The sequence below is a fragment of the Prevotella sp. LMAG:51 genome, from assembly GCF_008680225.1.
Lineage (GTDB): Bacteria > Bacteroidota > Bacteroidia > Bacteroidales > Bacteroidaceae > Prevotella > Prevotella pectinovora.
The window spans coordinates 1-17,106 of the sequence record NZ_NALQ01000016.1 but is presented as its reverse complement, the minus strand read 5'-3'; the positions used below and the strand labels follow the sequence as shown (position 1 = coordinate 17,106).

Sequence of the window (17,106 nt, the reverse complement as noted above, 5' to 3'; positions counted from 1 at the left end):
ATCGTAGTTGACAAGTTCCTATTTGTCTTCCCGTTCGTTTCCTTCCTCGTTCTTTTCTCTTTCCATGTCGCGTTTCGACTTGCTCTTTATCACGAGCCACACACCCAGACATACGAGCAATATGGCGATGCCCTTCTGCAGCGTCATCACACCCATGCCGGTCAGTATGCTGACCGTCACCGACACGGCAGGCTGCACATAGTTGTACACTCCCACCACCGTAGGGCGCAGCGTGCTCTGTCCTATCATCATGAGGATGTATCCGAGATACGTTCCGAAAACCACCACGAATGCCGATTCCCACAATGTCTTCGCCGGCACGCTGCCGAAGTCTATGCTTGCCACGTGTGGCATGGTGAACGGCAGGATGATGAGTGCAGCCCATGTGAACATCCATTTGTTCACCGTTATCACCGAGTATTTCCTCACCAGCTTGCTGAAGAGCGCCAGATAGAGGGCAAACGACAGCTGTGCCGCCATGCAGAGCAGGTCGCCACGCAGGTCGCCCACCTTGTCGCTCGTAGCCGCGGCGCTCGACATCACCAGTGCCACGGCTCCCGTGCATCCGAACAACACTCCCAGAGCCTTCTTTCCGGTGATAGGCTCCTTCAGTATTATCGCCGAGAGAATCATGGCGAAGATAGGCATCGAGGTGGTCACCACGCTGGAGTTGATGGGCGACGTGATGCTCAGTCCCACAGTATAGCAGCATTGGTTGGTCACGAGGCCGAAGATTCCGGCTGCTATGAACATCAGCTTGTCTTTTGTCGGCACGTGCTCACGTGTAGTGAACAGTGATGTTATCCAGAACAGGACTGCTCCTCCTGCCACACGGAACGACACCATGTCGAGTCCCGTCACGCCATGCGTCATGGCATCCTTGCCGAGCGGTGCCATCAGTCCCCAGAAAGCACAAGCAAGGAAGATGCTCAGGTGGGCAATCAAGACACGGCTATTGTTGCGTAAATTGTTCATTTTTTCCTTAATATCGTTAAATTGCGGCTGCAAAGGTACTTAATTATGATAGAAAACCTTATATTTGTAATTGATAAATCATTAAAATAGTTTGCTATGCAGAAATACGCGGATTACATACGTCAGATAGAGATAGACTCCCTGTGGAGCGGCAGAAAGCACGTGATATGGAATCTCGACAGAAGGGTGAACATATTGAGTGGAGTCAACGGCGTGGGCAAGAGCACCATTATAAACAAGGTGGTGAAAGGACTCTCTGCAGGCGGAGAGTTTCCGAGCCATCTCCTCAAAGGCGTGCATCTCAAGGTGAGTCCCGAGGATGCCAAATGGATACGCTTCGACATCATCCGTTCCTTCGACAATCCTATGGTCAACCAGGAACTGCTCAGCAAGGTGGGCATCAGCCTCGTCACCGAGCTCGACTGGCAGTTGTACGTGCTGCAGCGCAAATATCTCGACTATCAGGTGAACATCGGCAACCGCATCATCGCCGCCCTGCAGAGCGGAGAACCGGATGCCGCCGAGCGCGCCCAGAAACTGTCGGAGCCAAAGAAGAAATTCCAGGACCTCGTAGACGACCTCTTCGCCGACACCGGCAAGACCATCGTGCGCACGGCAAACGAGATATGCCTCACGCAGATAGGCGAGACCCTGCAACCATACCAGCTGTCGAGCGGCGAGAAGCAGATGCTCGTCATCCTGCTCACGGTGCTGATAGAAGACCAGAAGCCATACGTGCTCTTCATGGACGAACCCGAGGTGAGCCTGCATGTGGACTGGCAGCAGCGCCTCATTGACATCATTCTGGAACTGAATCCCAACGTCCAGATTATCCTCTCAACCCACGCCCCGGCGGTGATAATGAACGGTTGGATGGACAACGTGACAGAAGTCAGCGACATCACCATGGACTGACCATCAGGAGGAAAGCTCTATGAACAAGCGACTTACCCATAACCTCACTTCCGCCTATATCGAGGCGGCAAACCGGCTCAACTCCAAGCGCTCCCGCAAGCGCATCGTGGCTTACGTGGAGAGCTACGACGACGTGTTCTTCTGGCGCACCGTGCTCAGCCGCTACGAAAACTCCACACGCTACTTCGAAGTGATGCTCCCCTCGCACACCACCCTGGAGCGGGGCAAGAAGTCGGTGCTCATGAATGAGCTCGGCGACCGCCTCGGCGAGTGTATGATAGCCTGTGTGGATGCCGACTACGACTATCTCATGAACGGAGCCACGCCAACCTCGCGTGCGGTGATATCCAATCCCTACGTGCTCCATACCTATGCCTATGCCATAGAGAGCTACCAGTGTTTTGCACCGTCGCTACACAACGTCTGCGTGATGGTAACCCTGAACGACCATTCCATCTTCGACTTCGAAGACTACATGCGGCAGCTCAGCGAGGCGATATTCCCACTCTTCGTATGGTCGATATGGCATTATCGCAGAAGCATATACGGACAGTTCACCATCACCGACCTCAACCGCATCGTGGAACTCGGCGGCTTCTCCATCCACAACCCGCAGTATTCCATCGACAACATGCGCCGTAAGGTGCACAACAAGGTGAGACAGCTACAGCAGCGCCATCCTGAAGCCAAGGAGTCGTATCTCGCCCTGAAGAGCGAACTCATCAGGATGGGCGTCACGCCGCAGACCACATATATGTATATACAGGGTCATCACCTCTTCAACAAAATTGTGCTGCCGATCCTGGGGCGCGTGTGCAACATCCTCGTGCAGGAGCGCGAAGGGGAGATACGCCGGCAGGCGGTACACGACACCCAGCGGCGCAACGAACTCTCGTGCTACACCAACAGCATTCAAGACATCACGCAGATGCTGAAGAAGAACATGGGATATATGGACTCCGAACCCTTCAGACGCATTCTTGCCGACGTGGAACGCATCTTGGGAGGTGCACACAATGAAGAGAATGTGCAAAAACAAGCACTCTAAACATTCAAAAACACAATAAAAAGTCATTTTTCTGCACATAATCCCTTGTTTATGTGCAGAAAATTATACCTTTGCACCGTTTTTTCAGCAAACTAAGCGGCATTTGTCGTATGCTTAAACACCGATAAGGCGCATAGGAGACGAGTCGTTCCGTCTGGAAAAGCGGTGGCTCGGCAAGCCGGAATCGGATTAATTTCAAACAAATCATAACAATAGAAAATTATGTCTTTTAATTTATTGAAAGGAAAGCGCGGTATTATCTTCGGCGCATTGAACGACGCGTCTATCGCGTGGAAAGTAGCAGAGCGTGCCGTAGAAGAAGGCGCTCAGATCGTGTTGACAAACACGGCAGTGGCTTGCCGCATGGGTACCATCGACGAGCTCGCCAAGAAGACCAACGCTACCGTCATCCCTGCTGATGCGACATCGGTGGAGGATCTCACAAACCTCTTTGAGAAAGCCCAGGAGGCAATGGGAGGCAAGATTGACTTCGTGCTGCACTCTTGTGCCATGAGCGTTAACATGCGCAAGAAACGTACATACGACGATCTCGACTACACTTTCCTGAACAAGACTCTCGACATCTCGGCTATATCATTCCACAAGATGCTGCAGGCTGCCAAGAAGCTCGACGCCCTGAGCGAAGGTGCTTCCGTGCTCGCCCTCACATACGTGGCTTCACACCGCACATTCTTCGGCTACAACGACATGGCAGACGCCAAGTCGCTGCTCGAATCCATCGCCCGCAGCTTTGGATATATCTATGGCCGCGAGAAGCACGTGCGCATCAACACCATCTCACAGTCGCCTACCTTCACCACTGCCGGCAGCGGCATCAAGGGTTTCGACGGACTCTACGACTTCTCCGACCGCATGTCGCCACTCGGTAACGCCAGCGCTGACGAGTGTGCTGACTACTGCGTAGTGATGTTCTCCGACCTCACCAGGAAAGTCACCATGCAGACCCTCTTCCACGACGGAGGATTCTCAAGCATGGGTATGTCGCTACGCGGCATGACGCAGTACAACAAGTCGTTCATCGACGACAACCGCGACGAGAACGGCAAGATCATCTACGGATAATCCGCTGCAATCAGCATAACCTCATAATCCCCAAACGGTCATTAGGCGGTCTAATGACCGATTTTGGATAAATACGACACACCCCATTCTCTCTGGCATTCCAGTTGAGGATGGGGTGTGTTTCATTATGTTTGTTGGTATATACCAGTTGTTTTCAAAGGCTGAAATACAGACTTTTGATTACTAAAATACAAGTTTCATTCCATGGAAACTTTGGGCACAGTCTTGGGCACCACCCGTGCCCACTTGGGGCAAGGTGCTTGCCCATGTTGAGAACGCTGCTTGCCCCACTCGGGCAAGCGTGCTGCCCATTTCCTGAAGTTTTGTTATCTTTTCCAATGATTGTGGCTTGGTGATTTGTATCTTTGCTCTTTGATAATGGCAATATACTGCTTTTTATCCAATAATTGTGCTGTAGTGGATAAAAAAGCCGGTTTTTATCCACTACGATGCTATTTAGTGGCGAAAAAAATAATAACTAGTTATGATTTGATGAGAAATGGAAAAATTTCGTGCTGGCAAACCATCCAGACAATTGAAAGCAATTGTCAGGTCTGTATTTGTCTGTATGCCAGTGTATTATGAGGTAAAACCAGACAATCTGACAGTTTTGGACGAAATTTTGTTTTTTCCTATTTTTAGACGAAATCAGTCAGCAGCCACTTCCATACAGGCACTACATCAATATACAGTTTGTCTTCGACGATGTGGTCCTTTTCGTCGTATTTGCATGATTTTATTTACCGCTAATAAATAAAAACAGGTGATTTTGTTTACTGTCAATAAATAAATTGTGGCTTTGTGCCGGGAATGTGGTATGGATATTCTTGTCAAAAAAGCAAGAATCGGAATATGCCAGATACGTTTGACATATTCCGATTCTGTTGGTTGGGTCATGAGTATGCCGTCGCTATTGCGACAGGTTGCTCATTCTTTTGCCGTCCGGTCCTTGTCTTCAAGAGAAGGACGTGGCGGGTATTAGTTGTCTGCACCGAAGAGAGGATCCTCTGGCATTACCATTATAGGCTTCTGGTCGGCGAGCTTCAGGATTTTCTCAGAAGCATATTTTCTGTCCACTACGAGACGGAACATATACTCGTTGAACCACTCGTTGGTCATAATCAGACAGCCCTTGTGTCCCCACTCAGGTCCCCAGCTGTTCTCCACCTTCCACTTTGTAGGTTTGCCCTGAGCGTCGAGGTCGACAGCCACGAGAGTCATGGCGTGTGTAGAACCGCTGTCGAATGTGGCGATGCGGTCAGCCTTGTTCATTGGGAATGTTGTAGAGAAGAGCGAACCGTAGTCGAAGTTGTTGATGTCGCTGTATCCGCGCTTGCCGTCGAGGAACTTGCCCACGTCGTAAGAGCTGTACATCTTCTTGCCGTCCTTCAGAGATGCGATGGCGAGGTTGGCAATCTCGTCCATAGGCAGGTTGAGATATTTCCAGTTGTGTCCGTCGTATGTGTGGCGGTCGAAGTCCACCTCGTAAGTCTTGTAGTATTCGCGGCGAGGGTCGTTCATTACCATGATGAATGTGCCGTTGAGAGTCTCCTTGCCGGTCAGTTCCTTGAAGAACGACTTAGGAGTGTATTTCTTGGCCTCCAGCGCCTTGCCGTTCTTGTCTTTGAAAGCGAATGTGAACTCTGTCACAGGCTCGCCGAGAGTGAGTTTCAGCATGTGGTAGATAGTGCCGAGCATGTTGGTCTTCTCTGTCTGGATAGCCTGCTTGGATTTCTTCTCAGCCACCATCTTGCGCAGCTTCAGTCCGTATTCGCGCAGTTTTGAAGATACGAGAGCAGCCATCTTGCTGGTGTTCTCAGCAGAGTAAGTCTCCGGCATCACGCTTGTCGGCACCACGCCATACTTCTCAGTGAGGTCGGCAACACCGCAGAAGGTACCGCCGTCGTTGATTGGGTTCTTGAAGAAGAACTGCACTCTTGTGTCGTCCATAGGCTTGCCGGCGCAGTCGATCACTCCCTGCAAGAAGAGGTTAGCTTTCTCCAACTGGTCGTAGAAGAAGAGGTAGTCCTGTGAAAGCTCCACCTTGAGCGAGTCGCTCTCGTGTGCGAAGTTACCGCGGATCACGTTGAATCCGCTGAACATCCAGCATCTTCCGCTCTGCTTCTGGTTCATGATGCTCTGCGCCTTGGTCTCCACGCTGAAGTGAGTGTCGAACTCTCCTGCATTGGCGAAGTTCTTTGCCAGGTCGTTGATGTTGTTGGCTGCGATGGCGTTGAAGATAGCCTTGTCTGCCGCACCCTTCGACTGTGATCCCTTGATCTGCTGGAGCATCTGCTGCGAGATGCCGCCGTCTTTCTTCTGTGCCGATACGTTCATCGACATTGCTGCGAGCATCAGGCCCGCGAGGAAAATTTTCTTGTTCATTTTTCTTTTATCTGTTTATATTGTTTTTCTCTTTCTTTCATTAGAGTGTTTTGCATGTCAGCAATGTGCAGTCGGTTAACAGGTGAAACGTTTCGCCCGTATGCTTCTTCTGTCGTTCTCAGCTTCTCCTATTGTGGCGGAACTCTCGTAGAATTGCACTTGTGGACAGTCGGGCGGCAGGTTTCTTTGCCGTGTGTTTTCCCTTTTTGCCTTATTTGTCAAAGTTGTTTCCATTCCAGCAATCCCTTGCCCAGGTCGTCGAGTTCGATGGCGAGGGCTATGGTCTTGCGTTTGTCAGCTTTGAACGGCTCGGTGTAACGGTTGTCGGTTATTTGCTTTTCGGCAGCGTTGACACCTCCGTTCTTCGTGAGTTTCAATTCCATTACATATATAAATGTACTGTTTTCAGCCACGATGTCAATCCTTCCTGTAGAAATCATTTTCTCCACTTCCACCCTCATGCCGATGGCATTCAATATAGTGCTTATGATGAGGCGGTAGCGCTCTTCCATATCCATGCTCGCAAGCTTCTTGTTGCTGTATGGCACATCGGCGACGAGCGCCTTCAGCTGTTTCATCGCCTCGGGCATGTTGCCGTTGTAGAGGTTAAGATTCAGGAAAGCCTGTGCCGACTGTATGTCGCTGCCTTTTCGCATCGCCAATGCAGGAAGAACCATCTCGTAGAGAGCCTGTCTCACCTCGTGGTTCGGTATGCCGAGCATGTATGTGCCTCCGGTGTATCCTTTTATCGTGAGGTATCCCGACTGATACATGAACAGCTCCGCTCCTCCACCGGTAACGTCGGAAGATTCTATTGTGGTGCTGATGATGGCGCATTGGTCGAGGTCTTTCAGTCTGATCTCCATGTCGTTGACAAACTTGGCGAGGGCTGTTGTGGCACCGGAAGATGCCCAGAAACTCCGGAGATCTTTTGTCGCTAAGGCGTGTACGAGACTATATGGGTTATAGACATCAATCATATTCTTGCGGCAGAAATGATATCCGTCATAATACGCCTTCAGCTGGCGCAAGGTTTCCTCCGTAGTCCATCCGTTGGCCTCAGCCATCTGGCTTGTTTCAGGCATGAAATTGTCGGTCAGCTCCTGCTGTGTGATGCCGCAAATGCCGGCATATTCAGCATCGAAACTGATGTTCGACAAGTTGTTGAGTACCGAGAACAGTGAAATCTGTGTGAATTTCGTTATGCCCGTTATGAAGACAAAGCGCTCAATCTCGTCGAGAGTCTTCAATACAGAGAACACGCTGCGGTATACCCGTGTGCAATTCTCATGTTCAGGAGTCTTCCACGAATGCTGCAGAGGCGAGTCGTATTCGTCGATGAGTATCACCACCTGTTTGCCCGTCACCTTGTTTGCCGTTTCTATAATATTACTGAAACGCACCGTGAGACTTGCCGTGTCGGGGAGTTTCGTTTCGTAGAGCTTCTCGTATTTTGAGAACACGAAGTCGAGATAAGCCTCAAGGTCTTTGGCGTTGTCGCTGCCGTTGCTCATGTCGAGGCGTATCACGGGGTGGCAGGTCCAGTCCTTTTCCATCTCCATGATTTTCAGACCCTCGAACAGTTCTTTCCTGCCTTCGAAATAGCATTGCAGAGTATCGACAAGCACCGACTTGCCGAATCGTCTGGGACGACTCAGATAGTCATACCTCGCCCCATTGTTGGCAAGATTCCATACCATTTCGGTCTTGTCAACATAGAGGTAGCCCTCTTCTCTGATTTTCTTGAACGACTGTATTCCTACAGGCAGTTTTCTCTCGTTTGTCTCCGTCATGACAGCTTTGTTTTTCATCGTTTTGCTCGCCGCTCTGCGGCACTGGCGGTAAGGCATTGCAAATATAAGACAATTATTCGACAGAGCAATGAAAAGCATTGAAAAATAGTTCATTATCATTGATTTGTCGGGAATGTGGAAGATTGAAGGCACTGTGATGGGCCTTTTGAAAAATAAATTTGCCATTGTCGGGAAAAATCAGTACTTTTGAAGAAATTTTCCTTTTTGCCAATTTGAGGCAGTCTGCCGTAGTGTGGAATCCTGCCGATGGCGGGAGATGGAACAATGAGATAATACAAACGACATGAGTTTCGCAAGTGTGGGCTGCCCGCCATGTGGTAGTGGGGTTAACGCTTGCGGTGTCATGACAAACCACAGGTATCAGAAAATACATATATGAGCGACGAGACAAGAGATGACGAGACAAGAGACGACAATGAGTTGACCCGAAACAACGACGGCGATATGCCCGGAGACGGCGAAGCCATGGCAGCCGGCAGCGAGGACCAGCCGGCTGGCGAGGGCAGCGATGGACAGACAGACAACGATGCCGACGACCAGCCTGCGGAGCATTCCGACTACAAGCCGACGAACCGCTTCGATGCCTCCGCCGTACATCACCTGAGCGGTATGTACAAGAACTGGTTTCTGGATTACGCCTCTTACGTAATCCTGGAGAGAGCCGTGCCGCATATCGAAGACGGACTCAAACCCGTGCAGCGACGTATCCTGCACTCCATGAAGCGCATGGACGACGGACGCTACAACAAGGTGGCAAACATCGTGGGACACACCATGCAGTTCCATCCCCACGGCGACGCCTCTATCGGCGACGCCCTGGTGCAGCTCGGACAGAAAGACCTGCTCGTTGACTGTCAGGGAAACTGGGGAAATATCCTCACCGGCGACCGTGCCGCCGCACCGCGATATATAGAGGCGAGACTCTCTAAGTTTGCCCTCGACGTGGTGTTCAACCAGAAGACCACCGACTGGCAGCTCTCCTACGACGGCAGAAACAAGGAACCTATCACTCTGCCTGCCAAGTTCCCGCTCCTCCTGGCACAGGGAGCGGAAGGAATCGCCGTGGGACTGTCGTCAAAGATACTGCCCCACAACTTCAACGACATCTGCGATGCCGCCGTGAGCTATCTCCATGGCGAGCCGTTCCAGCTGTATCCCGATTTCCCCACTGGCGGCAGCATCGACGTGAGCAAATACAATGACGGACAGCGAGGCGGAGTGCTCAAGGTGAGAGCAAAGATAGAGAAACTCGACAACAAGACCCTCGTCGTCCGCGAGATACCGTTCGGCAAGACCACTACAACGCTTATAGACTCAATACTGAAAGCAATCGAGAAGGGAAAGATAAAGGCGCGCAAAGTGGACGACAACACAGCCGCCGAAGTGGAGATACAGGTGCATCTCGCCCCGGGAGTGTCGTCGGACAAGACACTCGACGCCCTATACGCCTTCTCCGACTGCGAGATGAACATATCGCCAAACTGCTGCGTGATAGAGGACGACAAACCACAGTTCCTCACCGTCAGCGACGTGTTGCGCAGTTCGGTGGAGCGCACAAAGGCACTCATACGCAAGGAACTTGAGATACGCAAGGCGGAGCTGCTCGAACAGCTGCACTTCGCGTCGCTCGAAAAGATATTCATCGAGGAGCGCATATATAAGGACAAGAAATTCGAGAACGCTCCCGACATGGACGCTGCATGCGCACATATAGACGAAAGGCTCACGCCATACTATCCTCAGATGATCAGAGAGGTGACAAAGGACGACATCCTGCGCCTAATGGAAATCAAGATGCAGCGCATCCTGAAATTCAACAAAGACAAAGCCGACGAGCTGATGGCGAAGATAAAGGCGGAGATAGACAGCATCGACCGCGACCTCTCGAACATGGTGGAGGTGACGGCAGCCTGGTTTACATACCTCAAGGAAAAATACGGCAAGAACCATCCCCGTCTCACCGAAATCCGCAACTTCGACACCATCGAGGCGACTAAAGTGGTGGAGGCGAACGAGAAACTCTATATCAACCGCCAGGAAGGCTTTGTGGGCACTGGTCTGAAGAAAGACGAGTTCGTGTGCAACTGTTCAGACATCGATGACATCATAATCTTCTATAAAGACGGAAAATACAAGGTGATAAAAGTTGCCGACAAGGTGTTCGTGGGCAAGAATATCATTCATGTAGCCGTGTTCAAGAAGAACGACAAGCGCACGATATATAATGTGGTGTATCGTGATGGAAAGCAGGGCAACTACTATATCAAGCGCTTTAATGTGCCTACCGTGACACGCGATCGCGACTACGACCTGACGCAGGGCAAACCAGGGTCAAGAGTGAACTATTTCACAGCCAATCCTAACGGTGAGGCAGAGATAATCAAAGTGACGCTCGACCCGACGCCGAAACTCAAGAACATATTCATAGAGAAGGATTTCTCGAAAATCCTCGTGAAGAGCAGAACGGCAATGGGAAACATACTGACGAAATACCCTGTGCACCGCATCTCGCTGAAGAGCCACGGACACAGTACGCTGGGTGGCAGGAAGGTGTGGTTCGACGCCGACGTGAACCGTCTCAACTACGACGACCACGGCACTCTGCTCGGCGAGTTCAACGAGGGCGAGCATATCCTCGTGGTGCTCAAGAGCGGAGAATACTATATGACCAATTTCGATGCCAACAACCACTACGAGGACAACATCATGAGGATAGAGAAATTCGTTCCTCATAAGGTGTGGTGTGCCGTGGTGAGGGATGCCGACCAGGGCGGAACGCCATATATCAAGCGTTTCCTTTTCGAGATGACAAAACGCAGGCAGAGCTATATCGGCGAGAACCCGAAGAATGAACTGCTGCTGCTGACCGACACTCCGGCTCCACATCTGCTTCTCACATTTGGCGGCAACGATGCTTTCAGAGGAACGCTGGAACTGGATGTCAACGAATTCGCCCTCGTCAAGGGATACAAGGCAAGAGGCAAACGACTCACCACCTTTGAACTTGCAAAGATCGAAGAACTGGAACCTGTAGCTGCCGAACCGGAGGATTCTGAACCTGCTGATGGCGGCGATGTGCCGCCGGCAGATGCTGACGGGACAGCCGATAATAAGGCTTCGGAGAATCTCGACCCGGATGCAGGCAAGTCGAAACAGCAGATAATAGACGAGATAACAGGGCAGCTGAGTCTTTTCGATGAATGACGATGACACACGGCTTATACCCGATTCCCAATAGCGATACACAACAATGAAACATCTACGGCAGTATGTCAGGAAACCGCAGAGGATATTGCTTCTGGCAGTCCTCTCGCTTATGCTTCCGCCATTGTGCGGAAGCGGTCTGTCGTGTCATGCCCAGAGCAACGACAGCGTCGCCTGGTCAAGAGGCAAGGTGATAACGAACACGAGACTTCTGGGAGTGGGAGGCGTGAACGTCCTTGATACCTATCTCTCGCCGGAGAAATATTCGGGTACGGAGCTTCGTTACATATCACAGACTGTCCGCGGAAGCGAACATCGGAAGTGGCGCCGACTCATCGTGCATCAAGGCATGGCATCGTTTTCCCGCAACCGTGCCGACAATGCCAACGAAATGGCTGGTTCCTACGATTTCTGCTATGGTTTCCTGCGCCGATGGACGCTCTTCGGCGACAGACTGACCATCAGAGCCGGCGGTATGGCGGATGCCAATATCGGATTCCTCTATAATACCCGCAACGGCAACAATCCGGCACAGGCTCGTCTGAGCTTCGACATCTCCCCAGTGGCGATGGCTGCATACAAGTTCACTGTAGCGGGAAAACCATTCACGCTGAACTATGAGGTGAGTGTGCCGCTCTGCGGACTGATGTTCAGTCCCAACTACGGACAGTCGTATTATGAGATATTCTCAAAAGGCGACTACGACCACAACGCAGTGCCCACGACATTCATCGCCACACCCTCGCTGCGCAATACCCTCTCTCTCGACTTCAACATTGCCAAGACTACTCTGCGCCTCGGATATATGGGCGACTACAGACAGGCAAAGGTGAACAATCTGAAATATCACAGTTACTCACATCTGTTCGTCATCGGAATAACGCGGACGTTCAGACTAACAAGACTGCAGCCATGAGAAAGATAACCCATGCATTGTTGCTGCTCGCCATGCTGCTCTCCGTGGCGGTGTCATTCCCGTCGTGTGTGGATGAGGAGGAGATGAGCGACACGCCACGCGGAAACTTTGAGGCGCTATGGAAGATAGTTAATGAGAGATACTGCTTTTTCGACTATAAACGGCAGGCATACGGTCTCGATTGGGATGAGGTACACGACCGCTATTCCCGTCAGATTGACGACAGGATGAACGACGAGCAGCTCTTCGAAGTGTTGGGAAACATGCTCGGCGAACTGCGTGACGGACATGTCAACATGTATGCCAGTTTCAATTCAGCACGCTATTGGCGATGGCATGAAGACTATCCCAAGAATTTCAGCGACTCGCTGGAGCGCCGCTATCTCGCCACCGATTATCGTATAGCCGGGGCGCTGCGCTATCGCCGTCTCGACGACAACGTGGGATACATCCGCTGCTCATCTTTAGATGCAGCCATTGGCGACGGCAACCTTGACGACGTGCTGATGTATCTCGCTCCATGCAATGCCCTTGTCATTGACATCCGCAACAATGGGGGAGGGCAACTCACTATGGCGGAGCGTCTGGCTGCACGGTTCATCAACAGTGAGACACTTGTGGGATATATGCAGCATAAGACAGGAACGGGACACTCCGACTTCTCATCCATGAGAGAACAGAGACTGAAACCGTCAGGCCGTCTGCGTTGGCAGAAGAAAGTGTTTGTGCTGACAAACCGTTCTGTATACAGTGCCGCAAACGAATTCGTGAAATACATGAAATGTGCTCCACAATGCATCGTTGTCGGCGACAAGACGGGGGGCGGAGCAGGGATGCCTTTCAGCAGCGAACTGCCAAACGGGTGGGGAGTGAGGTTCAGTGCATGCCCCATGTACAACCGCGACAGGCAAAGCACGGAATTCGGCATAGAACCAGATTACAATGTGCAGATTTCCGATGCCGACATGGCTCTCGGCATCGACACGATAATAGAATTTGCCCGTATGCTGGCAAGGCAATGAAACAGGCATTGAAACCCCATTTTGATAACATTTAACGAGAATGCGGCACGTAAATGTTGGAAAAAGTGTAACTTTGCAAAATGATTTTGTCAGAATGATGACGATTGACAATAAGAATACAGGCAATTAAGAATCAGGATGCTGACAATTGACGGTCAGGATGCTGACAATTGAGAAAAGAAAATAATAAAACCTATATAAGATTATGGCACAAGAAGATGTTTTCAAGAAAATCGTCTCTCACTGCAAGGAATACGGATTCGTGTTCCCAAGCAGCGATATCTACGACGGACTGGCAGCAGTGTATGACTATGGACAGAATGGTGTGGAACTGAAGAACAACATCAAGGAATATTGGTGGAAGAGCATGGTGTTGCTCCACGACAACATCGTGGGCATTGACTCTGCAATCTTCATGCACCCTACGATATGGAAGGCCAGCGGACACGTTGACGCCTTCAACGACCCGCTAATCGACAACCGCGACTCAAAGAAGCGCTATCGTGCTGATGTGCTCATCGAAGACCAGATCGGCAAGTATGAGGAGAAGATAGAAAAGGAAATCGCCAAGGCACGCAAACGCTTCGGCGACAGCTTTGATGAGGCTAAGTTCCGCGAGACCAACCCTCGCGTGCTGGAGCATCAGAAGAAGCGTGACGACCTTCATGCACGCTACACAGAGGCAATGCAGGGACCAAACCTGGAGGCTCTGAAGCAGATTATCATTGACGAGGAAATCGTTGACCCTATCAGCGGAACAAAGAACTGGACCGACGTGCGTCAGTTCAACCTCATGTTCTCTACAGAGATGGGTTCCACTTCTGATGCGGCAAGCAAGATTTATCTGCGTCCTGAAACAGCACAGGGTATCTTCGTTAACTATCTCAATGTGCAGAAGACCGGACGTATGAAGATTCCATTCGGTATCGCACAGATCGGAAAGGCATTCCGCAACGAGATTGTGGCTCGCCAGTTCATCTTCCGTATGAGAGAGTTCGAGCAGATGGAGATGCAGTTCTTCGTGAAGCCGGGCACAGAAAAGGAGTGGTTCTCGAAATGGAAGGAGTTCCGTATGAAATGGCATCAGGCACTGGGCTTCGGAGCTGACAATTATCGTTTCCACGACCACGAGAAGCTCGCTTTCTATGCCAATGCAGCTACCGACATCGAGTTCAAGATGCCGTTTGGATTCAAGGAGGTTGAGGGTATCCACAGCCGTACCGACTATGACCTGAAGCAGCACGAGAAATTCTCCGGCCGTTCAATCAAATACTTCGACCCACAGACAAACGAGAGCTATACTCCGTATGACATCGAGACAAGTATCGGTGTCGACCGTATGTTCCTCTCTATCATGTGTCACTCATACGAGGAGGAGAAGCTGGAGAACGGCGAGACACGTGTTGTGCTCAAGTTGCCGGCAGCACTCGCTCCGGTGAAACTCGCTGTATTGCCGTTGGTGAAGAAAGACGGACTGCCAGAGAAGGCTCGCGAAATCATCAACAACCTGAAGTTCCATTTCAACTGCCAGTACGACGAGAAGGATACCATCGGCAAGCGCTACCGTCGTCAGGATGCCATCGGAACACCATACTGCGTTACTGTTGACTACGACACACTCAAGGACAACTGCGTGACGCTGCGTTTCCGCGACACCATGGAGCAGGAGCGCGTAAGCATCGACGATCTCAACAGCATCATCGAAGACAAGGTGAGCATTGCAAGTCTGCTCAAGAAATTGCAGTAATATAACGATTATAGATGAAGAACAAATATTTTTTCGCCTTAGCCATCCTGTGCGGAATGGCACTCGGACTCGTCACGGCATGTAGCGAGACAGACAACGAACTGATTGAATATCCCAACTGGGAGAAACGCAACGTTGCCTATTTCGACAGTATCTACAATGTGGCGATAGAGAACAGAGACGGTATGTGGGATACCATACGCTGCTGGTCGATGAGCGAGAACAACACTACGCTCTCTCGCACGAACTATATCGTGGTGCACAAAGAGGAGGTGGGCACCGGAAGCGGTTGTCCGCTATACTCCGACTCCGTGCTCGTGCATAACCAAGGTAAACTGCTGCCTTCTACAAGCCATCCGCAGGGATATTTCTTCGAGAAGAGCTACGAGGGAGACTTCGACAGCTACAATCCGCTGACGGCACGGGCAAAGAAATGGGCGGTAAACATATTGGTTGACGGATATGTCACAGCATTGCAGCGCATGCACATCGGAGACCGCTGGCGTGTGTATATGCCATGGACAATGGGATATGGCACAACGGATTACAATGGAATTCCGGCATACAGTGTGCTGATATGGGACATCAAGCTTCTCGGATATTATCATCCGGGAGCAGTAGTGCCCGATCAGAACGCCAAAGACCATACTTCCTCTCTGTGGACAATGGAGTAGGGACGTTCCACTCTTCTGAAACAAATCCAAACCAGTCATAAGGGCTTACTTGCAAGCAGTTATACTGTTACTACAATAAGCGGCCGGCTGACCATTTCGGGATAAAGCCCAGGCAAGCCTGATATCTGGCTGATTGTGGCAAAATAATAACAGCCTAAGACAGTTGACATGTTCTCTGTCTTAGGCTGTTTGCGTTTTCTGTATTTTCGGCGTCAGACCGTTTGTATTTCCATTATCAGCATCGTTAGGTTGTTTGCGCTTCCATTATCAGCGTCGTCAGACCGCTTGTGCTCCAGTATCTGTGTCGTCATACTGTTTGTGTCTTCAGAATCAGCGTGGCAAGCTGAACTTGCCACGCTGTGATACCGGACAAATCGTTCGTGTATTAGAAGTGATATTTCGTACCGATGCTGAATCGCAGTTCCACCTTTATCGGACTGCAGCAGACGGATGTTTCGAGATTCTTTGTATACATTGTGGCTGAAGGTTCGAAATACAGTTCCGTATGGGGCGTCACCATGACACCGGTCTGGATGGCGGCGTGGATTCCAGGAGCGAAGTGTCGATTACCTGACCTCGATTGCTTTCCTTTAGCGCTTTTGGTGGCTAAACCCCGAGCCGGTTCTCTCTTCTGAAACCTAAAGTCCAAGCCCTAACGACCGATTTGGGATAAATGGCCTAACGGCCGTTTGGATTAAAATATAATATGGTGTTGCGGTCTTGTAAACACCTCTTTTCAGCGAAAAACCAGTCTTTTTTAATGAAAGTGAAAAAAATATCAAGAAAAGTTTGGAAGTTTAAAATAAACTCCTTACCTTTGCAACCGCTTAATGAGAGCACGGGCGTTTAGCTCAGCTGGTTTAGAGCATCTGCCTTACAAGCAGAGGGTCGGCGGTTCGAATCCGTCAACGCCCACCAAACTCTTCATCAAGCCTTGGTCCGATTCCAAGATACATAACAATCGGGCGTTTAGCTCAGCTGGTTTAGAGCATCTGCCTTACAAGCAGAGGGTCGGCGGTTCGAATCCGTCAACGCCCACCAAAAGCAAGACTCGTTATCCACCCGATAGCGAGTTTTTTTTATCCCAAATCCGTTGGACCACAATTATCATTGTAATCATTAGTGTAATTATCTTTGTAATTCGCGGAATTTTGTATCTTTGCATAAGATAAGCTGCATCTCAGCATATCAATCAAATAAAAAAGAAATGGAAAAGGATAAGATGGACGATAAAGGAACTATTACATCAAAATCAACGTCAAGCGACAATGCTGACAACGCGAAGGCTATGCAGGGCACAGCCTATGCCATACTTATAATCAT

General features: G+C 50.5%; 11 protein-coding genes and 2 tRNA genes. 10 read left to right on the top strand and 3 right to left on the bottom strand.

The genetic code is table 11. The features are described from left to right. Nucleotides 1-18: 18 nt before the first annotated feature. Nucleotides 19-975 (bottom strand): DMT family transporter, encoded by a 957-nt coding sequence (locus tag CCC32_RS05445; protein WP_042520107.1) that lies wholly within the window; start codon nt 973-975, stop codon nt 19-21. Between the two features lie 96 nt (nt 976-1,071). Here CCC32_RS05445 and CCC32_RS05440 point away from each other — a divergent pair, with 96 nt between their 5' ends. The 3 genes from CCC32_RS05440 to CCC32_RS05430 all read left to right on the top strand — a co-directional run bounded on the left by CCC32_RS05440 (nt 1,072) and on the right by CCC32_RS05430 (nt 4,021). Further along, nucleotides 1,072-1,890: an AAA family ATPase gene (locus CCC32_RS05440; protein WP_022316278.1), complete on the top strand. Its 819-nt coding sequence runs from the start codon at nt 1,072-1,074 to the stop codon at nt 1,888-1,890. Between the two features lie 19 nt (nt 1,891-1,909). Continuing rightward, on the top strand, nt 1,910-2,938 hold the full coding sequence (locus tag CCC32_RS05435) for a DUF4435 domain-containing protein (RefSeq protein WP_042520105.1): 1,029 nt from the start codon (nt 1,910-1,912) through the stop codon (nt 2,936-2,938). 222 nt (nt 2,939-3,160) lie between these two features. After that, on the top strand, nt 3,161-4,021 hold the full coding sequence (locus tag CCC32_RS05430; RefSeq protein ID WP_287072846.1) for an enoyl-ACP reductase FabI: 861 nt from the start codon (nt 3,161-3,163) through the stop codon (nt 4,019-4,021). A gap of 978 nt (nt 4,022-4,999) precedes the next feature. On the opposite strand, the gene CCC32_RS05425 is transcribed toward CCC32_RS05430, so the two are convergent. Both CCC32_RS05425 and CCC32_RS05420 read right to left on the bottom strand, forming a co-directional pair. Continuing rightward, nucleotides 5,000-6,406, bottom strand: a complete 1,407-nt coding sequence (locus CCC32_RS05425) for a C1 family peptidase (RefSeq protein WP_022316275.1) — start codon at nt 6,404-6,406, stop codon at nt 5,000-5,002. Between the two features lie 218 nt (nt 6,407-6,624). Beyond that, nucleotides 6,625-8,217: a PD-(D/E)XK nuclease domain-containing ATP-binding protein gene (locus tag CCC32_RS05420; RefSeq protein WP_287072843.1), complete on the bottom strand. Its 1,593-nt coding sequence runs from the start codon at nt 8,215-8,217 to the stop codon at nt 6,625-6,627. A gap of 378 nt (nt 8,218-8,595) precedes the next feature. On the opposite strand from CCC32_RS05420, the gene CCC32_RS05415 reads away from it, so the two are divergent. The 7 genes from CCC32_RS05415 to CCC32_RS05385 all read left to right on the top strand — a co-directional run bounded on the left by CCC32_RS05415 (nt 8,596) and on the right by CCC32_RS05385 (nt 16,824). Continuing rightward, nucleotides 8,596-11,424, top strand: coding sequence for a DNA gyrase/topoisomerase IV subunit A (locus CCC32_RS05415; RefSeq protein WP_231556917.1), 2,829 nt, complete (start codon nt 8,596-8,598; stop codon nt 11,422-11,424). Between the two features lie 46 nt (nt 11,425-11,470). Next, nucleotides 11,471-12,340, top strand: a complete 870-nt coding sequence (locus CCC32_RS05410) for a DUF3316 domain-containing protein (protein ID WP_287072841.1) — start codon at nt 11,471-11,473, stop codon at nt 12,338-12,340. Continuing rightward, nucleotides 12,337-13,362 carry a S41 family peptidase gene (locus tag CCC32_RS05405; protein ID WP_287072838.1) on the top strand — a complete coding sequence of 342 codons (1,026 nt, stop codon included), beginning with the start codon at nt 12,337-12,339 and terminating at the stop codon, nt 13,360-13,362. Before CCC32_RS05410 ends, CCC32_RS05405 begins: the two co-directional genes overlap by 4 nt. Nucleotides 13,363-13,567: 205 nt before the next feature. Next, nucleotides 13,568-15,109, top strand: coding sequence for a glycine--tRNA ligase (locus CCC32_RS05400; RefSeq protein ID WP_022316270.1), 1,542 nt, complete (start codon nt 13,568-13,570; stop codon nt 15,107-15,109). Nucleotides 15,110-15,123: 14 nt separating this feature from the next. Further along, on the top strand, nt 15,124-15,783 hold the full coding sequence (gene bamJ / locus CCC32_RS05395; RefSeq protein ID WP_287072836.1) for a BamJ family beta-barrel-assembly machinery protein: 660 nt from the start codon (nt 15,124-15,126) through the stop codon (nt 15,781-15,783). A gap of 840 nt (nt 15,784-16,623) precedes the next feature. Then, nucleotides 16,624-16,701: transfer RNA gene (locus CCC32_RS05390), tRNA-Val, on the top strand. Nucleotides 16,702-16,746: 45 nt separating this feature from the next. Then, nucleotides 16,747-16,824: transfer RNA gene (locus CCC32_RS05385), tRNA-Val, on the top strand. Nucleotides 16,825-17,106: the final 282 nt, after the last annotated feature.